Origin of the sequence: Kocuria varians (genome assembly GCF_006539885.1) — a bacterium.
Lineage (GTDB): Bacteria > Actinomycetota > Actinomycetes > Actinomycetales > Micrococcaceae > Kocuria > Kocuria varians.
In genome coordinates, this window is sequence record NZ_BJNW01000006.1 from 99972 (window position 1) to 115201 (window position 15230).

Genomic DNA, 15230 nt, shown 5'->3' on the forward strand with positions numbered 1-15230 from the left:
ACCTCGCACAGCAGGAGAACACCATGCCCTTCGATCCACAGGCCCCGGCCACCGGCCCCATGCCCGTTTTCCACGAGAGGGGGGACCAGGGGTACAAGAAGTCCCTGGGCCACTTCCAGATCCAGATGATCGGCATCGGTGGTGCCATCGGCGTGGGCCTGTTCCTGGGCATCGGCGGGCGCCTCGCGGCGGCGGGCCCCGCGCTGGTCGTCTCCTACCTTGTGGTCTCCGCCGTGGTGTACCTGCTCATGCGCGCCCTGGGGGAGCTCGTGATCCACCGCCCCACCACGGGCGCGTGGGTCTCCTACGCGCGCGAGTTCGTGGGCGACCGCTTCGCGTTCATGACGGGGTGGATCTATGTAGCGCTTTCCGCCGTGGCCGGGGTGGGCGAGATCGCCGCGCTCGCGGTGTACGTGCAGTTCTGGTGGCCAGAGATCCCGGGATGGATCCCGTCCCTGGTCGCGGCGATGACGATCGTGGGCTGCAACCTGCTCAGCGTGAAGCTCTACGGGTTCATCGAGACGTGGGCGGCCATGGTCAAGGTGCTCGCGATCCTGCTTTTCCTGGCGGCGGGCCTCATCCTGGTGGTCGCCGGTGACATCTTCCACGCCCCCACCGCGGCGTCGGTCACCAACCTGTGGAGCGGCGGCTTCGCCACACGGGGAGTGCTCGTGCTGGTGGTCGTGATGACCGGCGTGGTCTTCTCCTTCTCCGCGATCGAGATCGTGGGCGTGTCCGCGGGCGAGGCCAAGGACCCGGAGAAGTCCATGCCCAAGGCCATCAACTCCGTGGTGCTCAGCGCCTGCTCAATCTTCGTGCTCTTCGGTTGGATCTCCATCTTCGTCTCCCACCTGGGCTACCGGCGCCAGGTCGCCCGCGGGCAGGTCGCGCCCGTTCACTTCAAGATGCCCGGTGCGCCCGTGACCAACTACGTGTGCCTGGTGTTCCTCACGGTGCTCTCCCTCTACATCATGTTCGACTTCAGCAACCCCCACTGGTACTACAGCCTCCTGGCCGGTGTGCTGATCCTGGTGGCCACGAACATCGGCTACGAGATCTCCCGACGCCACGTGCGCCGCAACGGCCTGCCTGACCTCACACCCTCGAACGAGGAGCACGACGACGAGGCAGGGCACCACGACGCCGTGGGGAACGGTGCCGCCGAGGGCGAGGGGCGGGGCCCCGGCACGCGCTGAGCACCGTCGTCCCCCGGACCGTGGACGTGAGCCGCGCCACGGCCCCCGGACCCGCCGGAATCGGTTGCCCTGCCGCTAGGGTGGAGCACTGGTAAATCCGGGGCGCCGCGAAAAGCGGCGGGACCGAGGCTGGAGGAGCACATGGACAACATCAACAACCTGCCGTCCGCGAGCGTGGACGAGATCCCCGCGGGCGCACCCGTGCTGGACGTGCGCGAGCAGGACGAGTGGGATGCCGGGCACATCGAGGGCGCCCAGCACCTGCCGCTCTCGCAGCTCGCCGAGCGTACCGACGAGGTGCCGCTGGACGTGGACGTCTACGTGATCTGCCGCTCCGGCGGTCGGTCACTGCGCGCCACGGCGTACCTCGCGCAGTACGGCTACGACCCCGTGAACGTGCTGGGCGGCATGGGTGCGTGGGCGGACGCAGGCAGACCCATCGTGTCCGAGACCGGGGAAACGGCGCGCGTTCTGTGAACGCGGCGGTCTCCGGTGTGGCCCCGGGTCCCTCGGACCCGGGGCCACGCGCCCGTCGCTACGCGTTCCTCGGTCCTGAGGGCACCTTCACCGAAGCCGCACTGATGCAGGTTCCGGGGGCGCCGGACGCCGAGTGCATCCCCATGAACTCGGTGCCGGCCGCACTCGCCGCAGTGCGCGAGGAGACGGTGGACGCCGCCGTCGTGCCCCTCGAGAACTCGGTGGAGGGCGGGGTGAGCGCCACCCTCGACGACGTCTCCTTCGGCGCCGAGCTGCGGATCTTGCAGGAGATCCTCGTGCCCATCCGCTTCGTGCTCGTGGCACCGGACGGCGTGAGGCTGCAAGACGTCCGCACCGTCTCGACCCACACGCACGCGTGGGCGCAGATCCGTGGCTGGGCCGAGACGAACCTGCCAGGCGTCACGTACGTCCCGGCGCCGTCCACGGCGGCCTCCGCGGTGGCCATGCTCGACGGCCGCGGCGGGGTCAGCACCCAGGGCCTGGGATACGACGCCGGGGTGTGCTCGCCGGTGGTCGTGCAGCGGCACCCGGAGCTGCAGGTGCTCGCGGAGGACATCAGCGACAACGAGAAGGCCGTGACCCGCTTCGTGCTCGTGGCCCGCCCGGACGCCACCATGCCCGCCCCCACCGGCGCGGACAAGAGCTCGCTCGTGGTCCCCCTGTGGGAGGACCGCCCCGGGGCGCTGCTGGAGATCCTCGAGCAGTTCGCCACCCGCGGCGTGAACCTCACCCGTATCGAGTCCCGCCCCACCAAGACCCACCTGGGCGACTACTTCTTCTCTGTGGACATCGACGGCCACATCCAGGACGACCGCGTCGCAGACGCCCTCATGGGCGTGCGCCGGATCTGTCCCCGCACCCGTTTCCTCGGCTCCTACCCCCGCGCGGACAGGCGCGAGGTCCGCGTGGCGAAGCACCACAGTGACGCCGCGTTCATCCAAGCCCGCTCGTGGGTCGACAACCTGAAAGGACAGTGACGTCCATGGACATCGAGGGCTGGAGCCAGACGCTCACCGCAGGCCCCCTCCTGCTCATCGCAGCGGCGGCCATTGCCGTGCTGCTGGTGCTCATCATCAAGCTGCGCGTGCACGCGTTCCTGGCACTGATCATCATCTCGGCCCTCACGGCCTTCGCCACCGGGATCCCCACGGACCAGGTGGTCCCCGTGATGCTTGACGGCTTCGGCAAGACGCTCGCGAGCGTTGCGCTGCTCGTGGGCCTCGGCGCGATGCTCGGGCGCCTGCTGGAAACCTCCGGCGGCGCGCAGGTGCTCGCGGACCGGCTGATCCGGGCCTTCGGCGAGAAGCGCGCACCGCTCGCGCTCGGCGTGGCCTCCCTGCTGTTCGGCTTCCCGATCTTCTTCGACGCAGGCCTGGTGGTCATGCTTCCCGTGGTCTTCTCGGTGGCCCGCCGCCTGGGAGGCAGCGTGCTGACCTACGCGCTGCCCGCCGTGGGCGCGTTCTCCGTGATGCACGTGTTCCTGCCACCGCACCCGGGGCCCGTCACCGCGGCCACGTTCTTCGAGGCCAACGTGGGCTACATCATCCTGGTGGGCCTGATCTGTGCGATCCCCGCGTGGTACGTGTCCTCCTACCTTTTCGGCAAGGTGGTCGGACGCCGGATCTCCCTGCCCGTGCCCACGATTTTGGGTGAGGCCGAGGACGTGCGGAACCCGCCGAAGGTGGGCACCGTGGTGGCCATGCTGCTGCTGCCCATGGTGCTGATCTTCCTCAACACCGGTCTGGGAACCCTCGCGAAATCCGGGGCGGTGTCCCAGGAGACCGCATCCCAGACATGGTTCCAGCTGCTGCGCTCCCTCGGCGAGACCCCCGTCGCGCTGGCCATCACACTGATCGTGGCCGCGCTGTGCATCGGCCGGGCCCGTGGGCTCAGCGGCACCGCGATCGAGAAGACGTTCGACTCCGCACTGGGTCCCGTGTGCTCGGTCATCCTCATCACCGGCGCCGGCGGGATGTTCGGTGGCGTGCTGCGCACCTCCGGGATCGGTGCCGCCCTCGAGGACGTGCTCTCGGACCTCGGCATCCCCGTGATCCTGGCCGGCTTCCTGATCGCCGCCGTGATGCGCGTGGCCCAGGGCTCGGCGACCGTCGCACTGACCACCGCGGCCGGCCTGGTCTCCCCGGCGGTGCTCGCCGGCGACTTCAACGGCATCCAGCTCGCCGCCATGGTCGTGGCCGTGGCAGCCGGCTCCGTGATGCTCTCCCACGTCAACGACTCCGGGTTCTGGCTCGTGGGCCGCTTCCTGGAGATGGACGTGCGCACCACGTTCAAGACCTGGACGGTGCTCGAGACCATCATCGGCGTGCTCGGCTTCGCGCTCGCGGCCCTGCTGTTCGCGGTGGCCGGGGCCTTCTGACCTTGCCCCCCGGCGGGGGTGACGACGGCCGCGTCGTCGCGTCCCGTTCCGGCCGCGGTCCCCGGGCGGTGCCCGCGAGCCCCTGACAGGAGGACCCGGCTCTCCCAGGAGAACCGGGCCCTCCTGTCAGCCGGGCTGGGTCAGTCTGCCTGGGAGGGTGGCACGCGGACTCGCAGGGAGCGGTGGTCCACGATGGACTCCAGGGCGGTGATGCTGCCGAGCAGGTCCCCGTCCACCTCGCACTCGATGGGCTCGTGGAACTCCACGCGCACGGACTTGCCGCTGTAGAAGTCGATCACCGGCAGGTCGTGGCGGTGGCGGAAGGCCACCTTGGCCACCATTCCCAGCCAGCCAAGGACCGAGCGCGGGGACATCACCACGAGGTCCAGGTAGCCGTCGTCCAGCTTGGCCTTCGGCACCAGGATCAGCCCGGCGGTGAGCTCGCCGCAGTTGCACACCATGACGGAACGCACCAGGCGGGACTCCCACGGGCCGCCGTCCACGCTGAAGCGCGCCCACCGTGGGTGGCTGAACAGATGGCGCATCCCGGCCTCGCCGTAGGCGGCCCACCCCACGAGGTTCTTGAGGTCATCCTTGGTGTCCGCTATGATCTGGGCGTCGAAGCCCGCGCCGCCCATGACCAGGTAGCGGTGGTCCTCCGTGCGCCCGTCCTCGGTCTCCAGGTGCATGGTGATGGAGTCGATCGCCTTCTGCGAGCCGAACAGCGCCACGTCCACGGAGTGGTGCGGGTCCGTAAGGTCCGCGTGCAGGTTCCGGGCCAGCAGGTTGCCGGTGCCGAGCGGCACGAGACCCAGGGGAATCTCCCCGCCCACCAGAGACTCGCCCACCGCGCGAATGGTGCCGTCCCCGCCCGCGGCCAGCACGACGTCGGCACCGGACTCCACAGCGCGCCGCGCCATGGAGAATCCGGGGTCGTCGATCTCAGTCTCGTAGATCACCGGGTCTGCCCAGCCGGCCTTGCGGCACGCCACGATCAGCGCATCCCGGGCCACTCCCGCCTGGGCCTTGATCGGGTTGACCACCATGGCCACTCGCTGGGGCTGCCACTTGTTGTCCGGCACTGAGTCCCTTCCGGGGATCGGTTCACGCTGGTTGTCGACAGCGGCAAGTCTACGGGTCCGGCCTCCCCGTTCCCCGGGACACCGCCCGGTTGGATACCCTGGACGGGTGATCGACATCAACGAACTGCGCGCCGACCCCGACACCTACCGAGCCTCCCAGACCGCCCGCGGGGCGGACGCCGGGCTCGTGGACCGCATCCTGGAGGCGGACTCCCGGCGCCGCAGCGCAATCACGGACTTCGAGTCCCTGCGCGCGGAGCAGAACGCGTTCGGCAAGAAGGTCGCCAAGGCGCAGGGCGAGGAGAAGCAGCAGCTGCTCGCGCAGGTCAAGCAGCTCGCGGCGGACGTCAAGACGGCCCAGGCCGCGGCGGACGACGCACAGACCGTGCAGCAGCAGCTCGTCGCCCAGTTCCCCAACCTGATCGTGGACGGCATCCCCGCCGGCGGCGAGGACGATTTCGTGCTGCTGCGCACCGAGGGCACCCCCCGGGACTTCGCCGCGGAGGGCTTCGAGCCCCGCGACCACCTGGAGCTCGGCGAGCTGCTGGACGGCATCGACATGGAGCGCGGCGCCAAGGTCTCCGGCTCCCGCTTCTACTTCCTCAAGCGGGACGTCGCCCGGCTGGAGACCGCGCTGCTCATGGCGGCGCAGGACCTCGCCCTGGACAACGGCTTCATTCCCATGACCACGCCCAACCTGGTGCGCCCGGCGATCATGAACGGCACGGGCTTCGACGTGGAGCACGACGACGAGATCTACCGTGTGGCCAAGGACGAGCTCTACCTGGTGGGCACGTCCGAGGTGGCGCTGGCGGGCTACCACGCGGACGAGATCCTGGACCTCTCGGACGGTCCGCTGCGCTACGCCGGGTGGTCCTCGTGCTACCGCCGCGAGGCCGGTTCCGCGGGCAAGGACACCCGCGGCATCATCCGCGTGCACCAGTTCAACAAACTGGAGATGTTCGTGTACTGCCACCCGGAGGACGCCGCCGCGGAGCACGAGCGGCTGCTCGCGTGGGAGGAGCAGATGCTCCAGGCGTGCGGCCTGAGCTACCGGGTGATCGACACCGCCGCCGGGGACCTCGGCACCTCTGCCGCCCGCAAGTTCGACTGCGAGGCGTGGATCCCCACCCAGGGCAAGTACCGCGAGCTGACCTCCACCTCCAACTGCACCACCTACCAGGCGCGCCGTCTCAACATCCGCGAGCGGCTGCCCGAGACCACGGACGCCAACGGCAAGGTCAGGAAGGGCGGCACGCGCGCCGTGGCCACCCTCAACGGCACGCTCGCCACGACCCGCTGGCTCGTCGCGCTGCTCGAGACCCACCAGCAGGCGGACGGCTCCGTGACCGTCCCCGAGATCCTGCGGCCGTACCTGCGCGGCCAGGAAGTCCTGCGCCCCGTCGTCTGACGCTTTTTCCCCGGCCGACGCCGCCCGCCCGCCGTGGGCTCGCACGGTGCGTGGGCGGCGTCGTCGTTCCCTGCGGGTCTTCACCTGCACTTCACCGCCCGGTCCGCAGCCGATCACCTGGCCGTGCTCGTATGACACCATGACTCTCATGACAGAGACCCCCACCGGCACCGACGACCGGCAGACCGATGACCGTGCGCAGAATGCCGCGGCCGCCATGGCACCCCTGGCGCTCCAGACCCCGCGCACGAGCGGCTGGACGCTGGAGCCAGGGGCGCGCTACCTCGTCGCCCTGGACGTGGACGGCACCCTCGTGGACCACGACGGCCGGATGTCCCGCGGCGTGAAGGACGCCCTGCGCGCCGTGGTGGCTGCAGGGCACCACGTGGTGATCTCCACCGGCCGTTCCATGGGCGCGACCCTGCCCGTGATCCGCCAGGGCCACATCGACTCCGGGTTCGCCGTGTGCTCCAACGGTGGCGTGACCCTGCGCCTGGACCCCGAGCTGCCGGAGCACTACGATGTCACGGACCGCGTGAGCTTCGATCCGGCGCACGCGCTCGACGCGCTGTCCTCGACCCTGCCCGCCGCCAAGTTCGCCCTGGAGGGCGCGGACGGCCGCTTCTACTCGACCGAGCGCTTCCAGGACGCCTCCTTCGGCATCGAGGCCGTGGGGGTGGACCTGCACGAGCTCGCGGAGATCCCGGCCGTGCGCCTGGTGGTCTACAGCGCCACGGACGCTCCCGAGGACTTCGCGGACGCCATCGACCAGGCCGGTCTGCACGGCGTGGCCTACTCGGTGGGCTGGTCCTCGTGGCTGGACGTGGCCGCGAACGGCGTCTCCAAGGCCAGCGCGCTGGAGCAGATCCGCCGCCACTTGGGCGTGGACCCCGCGCACACGATTGCCATGGGGGACGGGCGCAACGACGTCGAGATGCTGCAGTGGGCCGCGCGCGGCGTGGCCATGGGGCAGGCACCGGACGAGGTCGCGGACGTTGCGGACGAGGTCACGGCCGGCGTCTACGAGGACGGCGCGGCGGCGATTCTGCGCACCCTGCTCTGAACCGCGCGGGGACCCCTCGCGGGACACGGCCCGTGAAATCACATCGAACTGCGATACTGGGACCGTGTTCGTCCTGACCCTGACCCAGCGCGTGGCGGACGCATCCCGCCCGGATCCCGCCACGGACCGCGAGGTGTGTCGGCAGTTGAGCGGCCTCCCCGTGCGCGCTCCCTTCCAGCCCGCGGGTGCCGGACTGGTGCGCGGGCTCACCGAGGACGCCGACGCCGCGGTGACCGCAACCATGACCGCGCTGCGCAACGACCGCTACGCCGTGGGGATCGGGGTGGGGGACGTGTTCCTCACCCGCGTGGACCAGGAGGACGGCCGGGTGGCCGTCACGGCCGAGGGGCCGGGCATGGGTTTCGGGCACGACGCCGCCCAGCACACCCGCAGCTCCGAGCGCGTGGCCGTGCGCGTCAGCGCCGCGGACCCGGAGGCCGCTGCGCAGGCGGAAGCGGTGCTGCGGCTGGTGGGGCACATCGTGAGCGTGCGCAGCGAGGCCGAGTGGCGCGTGGTGGACCTCATGGTCCCCGGGGCCAGGGGTCAGCAGAAGACCGTGGCGCAGCAGCTGGGCATCACGCCGCAGGCCGTGTCCAAGGCCGTGGTGCGTTCCCTGTGGCACGAGGAGTGGCGGGCCCGGCCTGCCGCGGCCACCCTGCTGCGGCTGTGTGAGAGCAGCGCCCTCCCGGCCTGAGAGCGCTCCACCTGAGACTGCCCGGCCCGAGGGCGCTCGACCTGAGAACGATCGGTCCGAGGGTGCCTCACCACCACGTGTCCACGGGGAAACCGGCGGCCGTGAGGTCCACCTCCAGCAGGGGCAGGCACTCCACGGGCAGCCGCAGGGAACCGGCGACGTCCCGGGCGTCGAAGTAGCCGGTGAGCCACGAGAAGGCGGGGTGGTCCTCGGCCAGGGCTTCGCAGCGTGCCACGAGGTCCGCAACGTCCTCCTCCGGGGCGAAGACCCAGAAGGACTCGAGGTCGGTGAGCTGGAACAGGCCGATCGCGTGCCGCGGTGAGCCGTCCGAGCGTGCGGCCCGTGCCGGGGCGGCCAGGGGTTTCGGCTCGCCCCACGCCTGCGAGGGGCTGCGGACCCAGCCGCCGGAGGCCGCCGGGCCGAGCGCGGGCGCGAGCGGGTCCAGCTCCCAGCGCGGTGCGCTCACGAGCCAGTCCGGCGCGCTGGGCGGGTAGAGCGTGCCGTCCGGGGAATCCGGCCACTGCTCACGCCACGTGGCCCAGCTCCCTGCGTTCACGCGGTCCCAGAACAGTTGCGCCCCGGCCTCCACGGAGACCTCCGAAACGGTGCTGCGCTGACGCTCCCAGCTCTCCACGCGGTCCGCGCGCGGGTCCTGGAGGGATTCCGACGTGAATGGCCGGGGAGCGATGTCCGGGTGCAGGGGCGGTTCGGGTGCCGGTGAGGTCCCGGCCGCGGTGAGCAGTGCGCGCACCCGTGCCATCAGGGGCCCGGGGCCGAGCACCTGGGTGGAGTCCGTGCCGTGGAAGACGTACACGCGCTGCGCGTCGCTGGACTGCGCGTCGAACACGGGCACCACCTCCGGGGCGAACGGGTGGGCGGTGACGGTTTCACCGCCCGTTCTGCGGGCTGGGGCCAATCCCATCACGTCCCGGTGACAGGCATAAGAGACCGTCCCGGACGACGGATCCCCGCCGCCGGGGCGTGCGCTCCGGGGGCGGGGATCTCGTGGCTGCGGCGGGAGGGACTCAGTCGTCCTGCTCGGCCTCCGCGGCGGAGTCGTACTGGGACTGGCGGAAGCGCTCCTGCGCCTCGACGATCAGGCGCTCGGCGGTCTCCTTGCGCTCCCAGCCCTCGCCCTTGACCCACTTGTTGGGCTCGAGGTCCTTGTAGCGCTCGAAGAAGTGCTGGATCTCCTTCTGCAGGAACTCGTTGACGTCCTCGAGGCCCTGGAGGTGGTCGTAGCGCTTGTCCGTGGACACGCACAGCACCTTGGCGTCCCCGCCGGCCTCGTCGGTCATGTTGAAGACGGCGATGGGCCGCGCCTCCACGATCACGCCGGGCATGATGTCCACGTCCAGGATCACCATGGCGTCCAGGGGATCGCCGTCCTCGCCCAGCGTGTCCTCGAAGTAGCCGTAGTGGGTGGGGTACTGCATGGAGGTGAAGAGCACGCGGTCCAGGCGGATCCGGCCGGTCTCGTGGTCGATCTCGTACTTGACGCGAGAGCCGCGCGGGATCTCGATGGTGACGTCCAGCTCCATGGTGAAACTCCTTGGTTCGTAGGGGTGCGCGCCGTGCTGAGGCTGCCCCCGGGGCGGCGCACGCGGCGTCGCCCGACGGCGCGCGTCCGAGCAGATGCCCCCACGATACCGGCCGCGTCCGTCCCGGTGCCTCACCGCACGGCCCCGGTGCCGCGCTCCCCGGTGCGCGCGTTGTGCATGTCGGACCGGTTCACCAGGATGGAACCATGTCCCCGTCCACCTCCTCCTCACCGCGCCGCCCGGGCTGGCCGCTGGTCTGCGCCGTGCTGGCGCTGGCCCTTGGGATCGCCCTGGCGCTGGTGGTTCCCGGCATCGTGGCGGAGGTCGGCCCCGCCCTGGCGGCCCCGCGGAGCAGCGTGTCGGAGGAGACGCCCGCTGCCGCAGCGTCGTCGTCAGGGGCAGTGGCTGCGGAGGCCGTGGCCGGTGCCCTGCACTCCGGGCTCGACGGCGCTCCGGGCACCGCCGCGGCGGCCGTCACGGAGGTGGGCTCGGACTTCGTGCTCGCCGGGGAGTCCGCCGAGCGGCCCATGGCCCCGGCCTCCAACCAGAAGCTGCTGAGCGCGCTGAGCATCGCCGAGCACGTGGACCCGTACGAGCGCCTCGCCACCCGCGTGGTCGCGGGAGAGGGCAGCGGGGAACTGACGCTCGTGGCAGGAGGGGACACCCTGCTCGCACGGGGGGAGGGGGACCCGGAGGCGGTCGACGGCCACGCCGGTCTGGGGACCCTCGCGCAGCGCACCGCCCGGGCCCTGCGCGAGCGCTCACCACAGGCCGTGCCCGGGCCGGTGAGCGTGGCCGTGGACACGAGCCTGTTCACCGGCGCGGACACGAACCCGGCCTGGGATCCGGAGGACCTCGAGAGCGGGGAGATCACCCGGGTGGCTCCCATCGCCCTGTACTCGCACCGCGTGCCCGCCGCGGACGGCAGCGATCCCGGTGGCTCGGGCCGCCGCCCGAAGGACCCCGCCGGTGCTGTGGTCGCGGAGTTCGCCCAGCGGCTGGGCACCGCGCTCGACGGCGCCGAGGTCACCGTGCGGGCGGCCTCGCGGGCTCCCGAGGGAGCGGCCGAGCTCGCCCGCGTGGAGTCCGCGCCCGTCCACGAGCAGAGCGCCTACATGCTGGAGCACTCGGACAACTCCCTGGCGGAGACCCTGGCCCGCGTCGCGGCGGCCCGTTCCGGGCGGGAGGCGAGCGTGGACGGCGTGCGGGACCTGCTCCCGGCCACGCTGGCGGAGCACGGGATCGATGCCGCCGGGCTGCGCGTCCTGGATGCGAGCGGCATGGCCGCGGGGGACCGCGTCACCGCCACGACCCTCGCGCAGACCGTCCGGACCCTCGTCTCCGAGCCCCGCTTCGGGCCCTACGGCCGCGGCCTGCCCGTGGCCGGCGGCACCGGCACGCTCGCCGAGCGCTTCGACGACGCGGAGGAGGGAGCGGCCCGCGGCGTCGCCCGTGCCAAGACCGGCACTCTGCTGGACGTCATCGCCCTGACCGGGTACGTGCAGCGCGAGGACGGGCACGTGCTCGTCTACTCGGTGGTTCTCAACGGCGTGAAGGGCCACACGGCGGAGGCCAAGGACCGCGTGGACCGCACGGTTGCGGCACTGGCCCGCTCCGCCTGAGACGAACCGTGCCCGGCAGGGAACCCGCGGGACGGACGTCTCCCGGGCCGTGCCCTGAACCGGGCGGAGCGCGTTCCGCGGGCGCAGGGGCCGAGTGCCCCGCACGGGCATGCGGAGAGTTTCCAGGTGCGGCACCCGTGCCGGTCGGAGCCGTGTGGTTGAGTGAGCGCATGAGTCGAGAACTGACGCAGCGTTCGCTCGTGGACTGGGACGCCGCCGCCCAGATCGCCGCCAAGACGACCCCGCCGGGGCCCACGCCGGCACCGCGCGAGATCTCCAAGGCCGTGGAATCCCTGCGCTACTTCGCGCACGAGTCCGTGCACCACGTGCACACCATCACCCGCCTGGACGCCGCGGAGAACCTGCGCGACTCCACGATCCTCGTGGTGGACCGCGCGGGCTGGGCGAAGGCGAACACCCAGACGTTCTCCGTGCTCATGCAGCCCGTCTTCGACCGGCTGCGCGCCAAGGACCCGGAGAAGTTCGACGCCGCCCTGCGCGGCATCGCCCCCACGGCCACCGCCGCGGAGATGGGCGCGCTCGTGGGCTTCCTCTCCGCGAAGGTGCTCGGCCAGTACGACCCGTACGCGGGGCTCGTCTCCGAGGCCGCGGCACGCTCGCACCCCGGCGGGCGCCTGATGTTCGTGGCGCCCAACGTGCTGTGGGCGGAGAAGGAGCTCAACGTGGCGCCGGAGGACTTCCGGCTGTGGGTGTGCCTGCACGAGCAGACCCACCGTGTGCAGTTCGCCGCCGCCCCGTGGCTGCGAGACCACATGCTGTCCCAGATCACACGGCTCGGCGCGCTGGACGCCTCCGCGTGGGACCGCATCCGTGCCATGGCCGCCTCCGTCAGGGGCCGCTCGGAGGGCACCCGCCCGGATGCCGGGCTCGGACCCATGACCCACCTGCTCACCCCGGACGAGCGGCGCACCGTCTCCCACGTCACGGCGGTGATGTCCCTGCTGGAGGGCCACGCGAACGCCGTGATGGACGCCGTGGACGCGAGCATCGTCCCCTCGGTGAAGACCATTCGGCGCCGCTTCGACAACCGCTCCGCGAACCACGGGGTGGTGGACCGCTTCATCCGCTCCGTGCTGGGCATGGACGCCAAGATGCGCCAGTACAGCAACGGCCAGAAGTTCGTGGAGCACATCGTGGAGCGTGCGGGCATGGACCGTTTCAACACGGTGTGGAGCTCTCCCGAGACGCTCCCCACGGAGGCGGAGATCCACGACCCCCAGGCCTGGATGGACCGCGTGCTCGCCTGAGAGGACCCTCACGGGGAATCATCCAGAAGGGTGTGTCAAGATGACCCCCGTGAGCTCTGAAAACATAGAACAACAGATCCGGCTGTACGGTCAGCCGTTGTCAGAGCGTTTTGGCGCCGTGGTGGGGGCCTACGGTATTACTCAGCGTCGACTCGCCCAGGTCCTGGGTCTGTCGGCGCCCATGCTCTCCCAACTCATCAGCGGCAGACGCATCAAAATCGGAAATCCGGCGGTCTACGAACGCCTGGTCATGCTCGAGGACAGCGCGGGCGCCTCGGACCGGGAAGCCGTCCTGACAAGGGTGGAGGCGTCGCAACCGGTGCTGTCCACCTCCCAGATCCGCACGGGGATCGCCACGGACACGGATGCCGTGTCCGCGCTGGCCACCGTGGTTCCGGTGGGGGAACTGGAACGTGCCCTGGTGATGCTCGGGGAGAACACCCCCGTGCTCTCCAAGGTGCTGGCGATGGCGGAGGAGACCGCCCAGCGCGCCAAGCCCGCACAGGGCTGAGCCGTGCAGCACGGACGCTCCGGTCGGCTGCATCCCGTGGTCGCGCGTGCGCGGCGCGCGGTCGGCCGGACCGTCTCCACTCTTGAGGGGACGGCCGGGGAGCCGCCCCTCGTCCTGGTGGGGTGCAGCGGCGGGGCGGACTCGCTCGCGCTCGCCGCGGCCACCCTGCACCTGCAGCGTCGGGGGACGCTGCGCGTGGGGGCGGTGGTCGTGGACCACCAGCTCCAGGAGGGCTCGGCGGACGTCGCACGGGAGACCGCCGCCACGCTGCGAGCGATGGGTGCGGATCCCGTGCTCGTGGAGCGCGTGAGCGTCTCCCGTGAGCGCCACGGGCCCGAGATGGCGGCCCGGCTCGCCCGCTACGGCGCCTTCGCCCGGGCCGTGCAGGACACCGGTGCGGCGGCCGTCCTCCTGGGCCACACGCGCGACGACCAGGCGGAGACCGTGCTGCTCGGCCTCACCCGGGGTTCGGGCACACGCTCGCTCGCCGGGATGTCCGAGCACCACGTGCTGGATGGCGTGACGTACCTGCGCCCCTTCCTGTGGCTCACGCGCGCGGAGACGGAGACGGTCTGCGCGGCGGAGGGCCTGGACCCGTGGTGGGATCCCACCAACCGGGACACCAGCCTCACGCGCTCGCGCATCCGTCACGAGGTGCTGCCCTACCTGGACGCGCAGCTCGGACCGGGTGTGGCCAAGGCCCTGGCCCGCACCGCGTCCGTGCTCGGGGCGGACGCCGACTACCTGGACGAGCAGGCGGAGCTCGCGCTTCACGCCGCCCTGGTGACCCCGGGAGAACCCGGGCCGACCCGCAGTGCCGCGGCCGCGGCGTCGTCGTCCGTGGTGCTGGACTCCGCGGCCGTGCAGGGCACCCCGCCGGCCCTGCGACGCCGCGTGCTCGCGCGCGCCTGCGTGCTGGCCGGCGGCGAGACCTCGAGCTTCGAGCGCCTCACCGCCCTCGAGGACTTCGCGCTCGGCCACGGCGCCGCCGGACCCGTCCAGATGGCGGGTAAGGTGGCTGCGTGGCGGCACCGCCCGGACGCGGCACACGCGCGGGGGTGCCTGGAGTTGCGGGGCGGGTCCAGGACCGTCACCCACGAGACCACGCCCACCCAGAACAACCCGGGGAGTGCCCAGTGAAGCCGGAACACGTCAGCGACGACCTCAGCAGCATCCTGTTCACCAAGGAGCAGATCGCGCAGAAGGTCCACGACCTCGCGCAGCAGATCGACCGCGACTACGAGGGCCGTGAGGTCCTGCTCGTGGGCGTGCTCAAGGGTGCGGTGATGGTCATGGCGGACCTCATGCGCGAGCTCGAGGGGCAGTACCCCATGGACTGGATGGCGGTGTCCTCCTACGGCTCCGGCACCAAGTCCTCCGGCGTGGTGCGCATCCTCAAGGACCTGGACACGGACCTGCACGGCAAGGACGTGCTGATCGTGGAGGACATCATCGACTCCGGTCTCACGCTCTCGTGGCTGCGCACCAACCTGGAGTCCCGCGGCCCGAACTCCGTGGAGATCTGCACCCTGCTGCGCAAGCCCGAGGCCATGAAGACGAGCATCGACGTCCGCTACATGGGCTGGGACATCCCCAACGAGTTCGTGGTGGGCTACGGCCTGGACTTCGCGGAGCAGTACCGCACGCTGGACTGCATCGCCACGCTCGCGCCGCACGTCTACTCGTGAGCGCGTCGGCGTCCCGCTCGGAAACGACGACGACGCCACTGACGACGACGCCGCGCGCGGGCCGGGCGGTGCGCCCGGATCTCCCAGTGAACGCCGGGGCGGGCGCGGTAGCGTGACCCGACCGTGTGCGCTGAGAAAGAAACGGCGCGCACTCGAGGCGAACAGGCGCCGCACGAAACGATAGATTGTGCCATACGCGCCACGGCCGCCGGATCCCCGGCCCTCCGCCCGGAGGGCCACCCGCAGGGGAGCGGGCCGTGAGGCAAGGTGTCACGTCCA

At 71.3% G+C, this 15230-nt stretch carries 15 protein-coding genes; 12 read left to right on the plus strand and 3 right to left on the minus strand.

Annotation, left to right across the window (positions count from 1 at the left end; genetic code table 11):
• Positions 1–23 precede the first annotated feature (23 nt).
• The 4 genes from KVA01_RS04720 (at position 24) to KVA01_RS04735 (ending at position 4071) form a co-directional block, all read left to right on the plus strand.
• Positions 24–1196 carry an amino acid permease gene (locus KVA01_RS04720; protein WP_231860710.1) on the plus strand — a complete coding sequence of 391 codons (1173 nt, stop codon included), beginning with the start codon at positions 24–26 and terminating at the stop codon, positions 1194–1196.
• A 141-nt stretch (positions 1197–1337) separates the two neighbouring features.
• Entirely contained in the window at positions 1338–1673 is a 336-nt protein-coding gene (locus KVA01_RS04725; RefSeq protein WP_068471077.1) for a rhodanese-like domain-containing protein, read from the plus strand.
• On the plus strand, positions 1670–2671 hold the full coding sequence (pheA, locus tag KVA01_RS04730) for a prephenate dehydratase (RefSeq protein WP_068471079.1): 1002 nt from the start codon (positions 1670–1672) through the stop codon (positions 2669–2671). Before KVA01_RS04725 ends, pheA begins: the two co-directional genes overlap by 4 nt.
• A gap of 5 nt (positions 2672–2676) precedes the next feature.
• Positions 2677–4071: a GntP family permease gene (locus tag KVA01_RS04735; protein WP_141269126.1), complete on the plus strand. Its 1395-nt coding sequence runs from the start codon at positions 2677–2679 to the stop codon at positions 4069–4071.
• 140 nt (positions 4072–4211) lie between these two features.
• Here KVA01_RS04735 and KVA01_RS04740 read toward each other — a convergent pair whose 3' ends face one another.
• Positions 4212–5153 (minus strand): diacylglycerol/lipid kinase family protein, encoded by a 942-nt coding sequence (locus tag KVA01_RS04740; protein WP_233438759.1) that lies wholly within the window; start codon positions 5151–5153, stop codon positions 4212–4214.
• Positions 5154–5259: 106 nt separating this feature from the next.
• On the opposite strand from KVA01_RS04740, the gene serS reads away from it, so the two are divergent.
• The 3 genes from serS to KVA01_RS04755 all read left to right on the plus strand — a co-directional run bounded on the left by serS (position 5260) and on the right by KVA01_RS04755 (position 8321).
• A complete protein-coding gene (gene serS, locus KVA01_RS04745) occupies positions 5260–6564 on the plus strand; it encodes a serine--tRNA ligase (RefSeq protein WP_068471081.1) in 1305 nt (434 codons plus the stop codon).
• A gap of 148 nt (positions 6565–6712) precedes the next feature.
• On the plus strand, positions 6713–7627 hold the full coding sequence (locus KVA01_RS04750) for an HAD family hydrolase (protein ID WP_141269128.1): 915 nt from the start codon (positions 6713–6715) through the stop codon (positions 7625–7627).
• Between the two features lie 64 nt (positions 7628–7691).
• Positions 7692–8321: a hypothetical protein gene (locus KVA01_RS04755; RefSeq protein ID WP_068471084.1), complete on the plus strand. Its 630-nt coding sequence runs from the start codon at positions 7692–7694 to the stop codon at positions 8319–8321.
• A gap of 67 nt (positions 8322–8388) precedes the next feature.
• Here KVA01_RS04755 and KVA01_RS04760 read toward each other — a convergent pair whose 3' ends face one another.
• Entirely contained in the window at positions 8389–9168 is a 780-nt protein-coding gene (locus KVA01_RS04760; RefSeq protein WP_233438760.1) for a hypothetical protein, read from the minus strand.
• Positions 9169–9346: 178 nt separating this feature from the next.
• Positions 9347–9862 (minus strand): inorganic diphosphatase, encoded by a 516-nt coding sequence (locus tag KVA01_RS04765; protein ID WP_068471088.1) that lies wholly within the window; start codon positions 9860–9862, stop codon positions 9347–9349.
• 206 nt (positions 9863–10068) lie between these two features.
• On the opposite strand from KVA01_RS04765, the gene dacB reads away from it, so the two are divergent.
• The 5 genes from dacB to hpt all read left to right on the plus strand — a co-directional run bounded on the left by dacB (position 10069) and on the right by hpt (position 14951).
• The gene (gene dacB, locus KVA01_RS04770) at positions 10069–11484 is read left to right on the plus strand and encodes a D-alanyl-D-alanine carboxypeptidase/D-alanyl-D-alanine endopeptidase (RefSeq protein WP_141269130.1); all 1416 of its coding nucleotides are present in this window, start codon (positions 10069–10071) and stop codon (positions 11482–11484) included.
• A gap of 170 nt (positions 11485–11654) precedes the next feature.
• Positions 11655–12752, plus strand: a complete 1098-nt coding sequence (locus KVA01_RS04775; RefSeq protein ID WP_068471093.1) for an Rv3626c family coenzyme F420 biosynthesis-associated protein — start codon at positions 11655–11657, stop codon at positions 12750–12752.
• Positions 12753–12849: 97 nt separating this feature from the next.
• A complete protein-coding gene (locus KVA01_RS04780; RefSeq protein WP_231860712.1) occupies positions 12850–13263 on the plus strand; it encodes a DNA-binding protein in 414 nt (137 codons plus the stop codon).
• A gap of 36 nt (positions 13264–13299) precedes the next feature.
• Positions 13300–14403, plus strand: a complete 1104-nt coding sequence (gene tilS / locus KVA01_RS04785; protein WP_233438761.1) for a tRNA lysidine(34) synthetase TilS — start codon at positions 13300–13302, stop codon at positions 14401–14403.
• Positions 14400–14951 carry a hypoxanthine phosphoribosyltransferase gene (gene hpt / locus KVA01_RS04790; protein ID WP_141269134.1) on the plus strand — a complete coding sequence of 184 codons (552 nt, stop codon included), beginning with the start codon at positions 14400–14402 and terminating at the stop codon, positions 14949–14951. Before tilS ends, hpt begins: the two co-directional genes overlap by 4 nt.
• Positions 14952–15230 lie beyond the last annotated feature (279 nt).

Bases quoted from the DNA above. Each gene is read 5' to 3' on its own strand.
- KVA01_RS04750 (WP_141269128.1), top strand. From the start codon at position 6,713: ATGACAGAGACCCCCACCGGCACCGACGACCGGCAGACCGATGACCGT.
- KVA01_RS04735 (WP_141269126.1), top strand. From the start codon at position 2,677: ATGGACATCGAGGGCTGGAGCCAGACGCTCACCGCAGGCCCCCTCCTG.
- KVA01_RS04720 (WP_231860710.1), top strand. From the start codon at position 24: ATGCCCTTCGATCCACAGGCCCCGGCCACCGGCCCCATGCCCGTTTTC.
- KVA01_RS04775 (WP_068471093.1), top strand. From the start codon at position 11,655: ATGAGTCGAGAACTGACGCAGCGTTCGCTCGTGGACTGGGACGCCGCC.
- dacB (WP_141269130.1), top strand. From the start codon at position 10,069: ATGTCCCCGTCCACCTCCTCCTCACCGCGCCGCCCGGGCTGGCCGCTG.
- KVA01_RS04725 (WP_068471077.1), top strand. From the start codon at position 1,338: ATGGACAACATCAACAACCTGCCGTCCGCGAGCGTGGACGAGATCCCC.
- KVA01_RS04765 (WP_068471088.1), bottom strand. From the start codon at position 9,862: ATGGAGCTGGACGTCACCATCGAGATCCCGCGCGGCTCTCGCGTCAAG.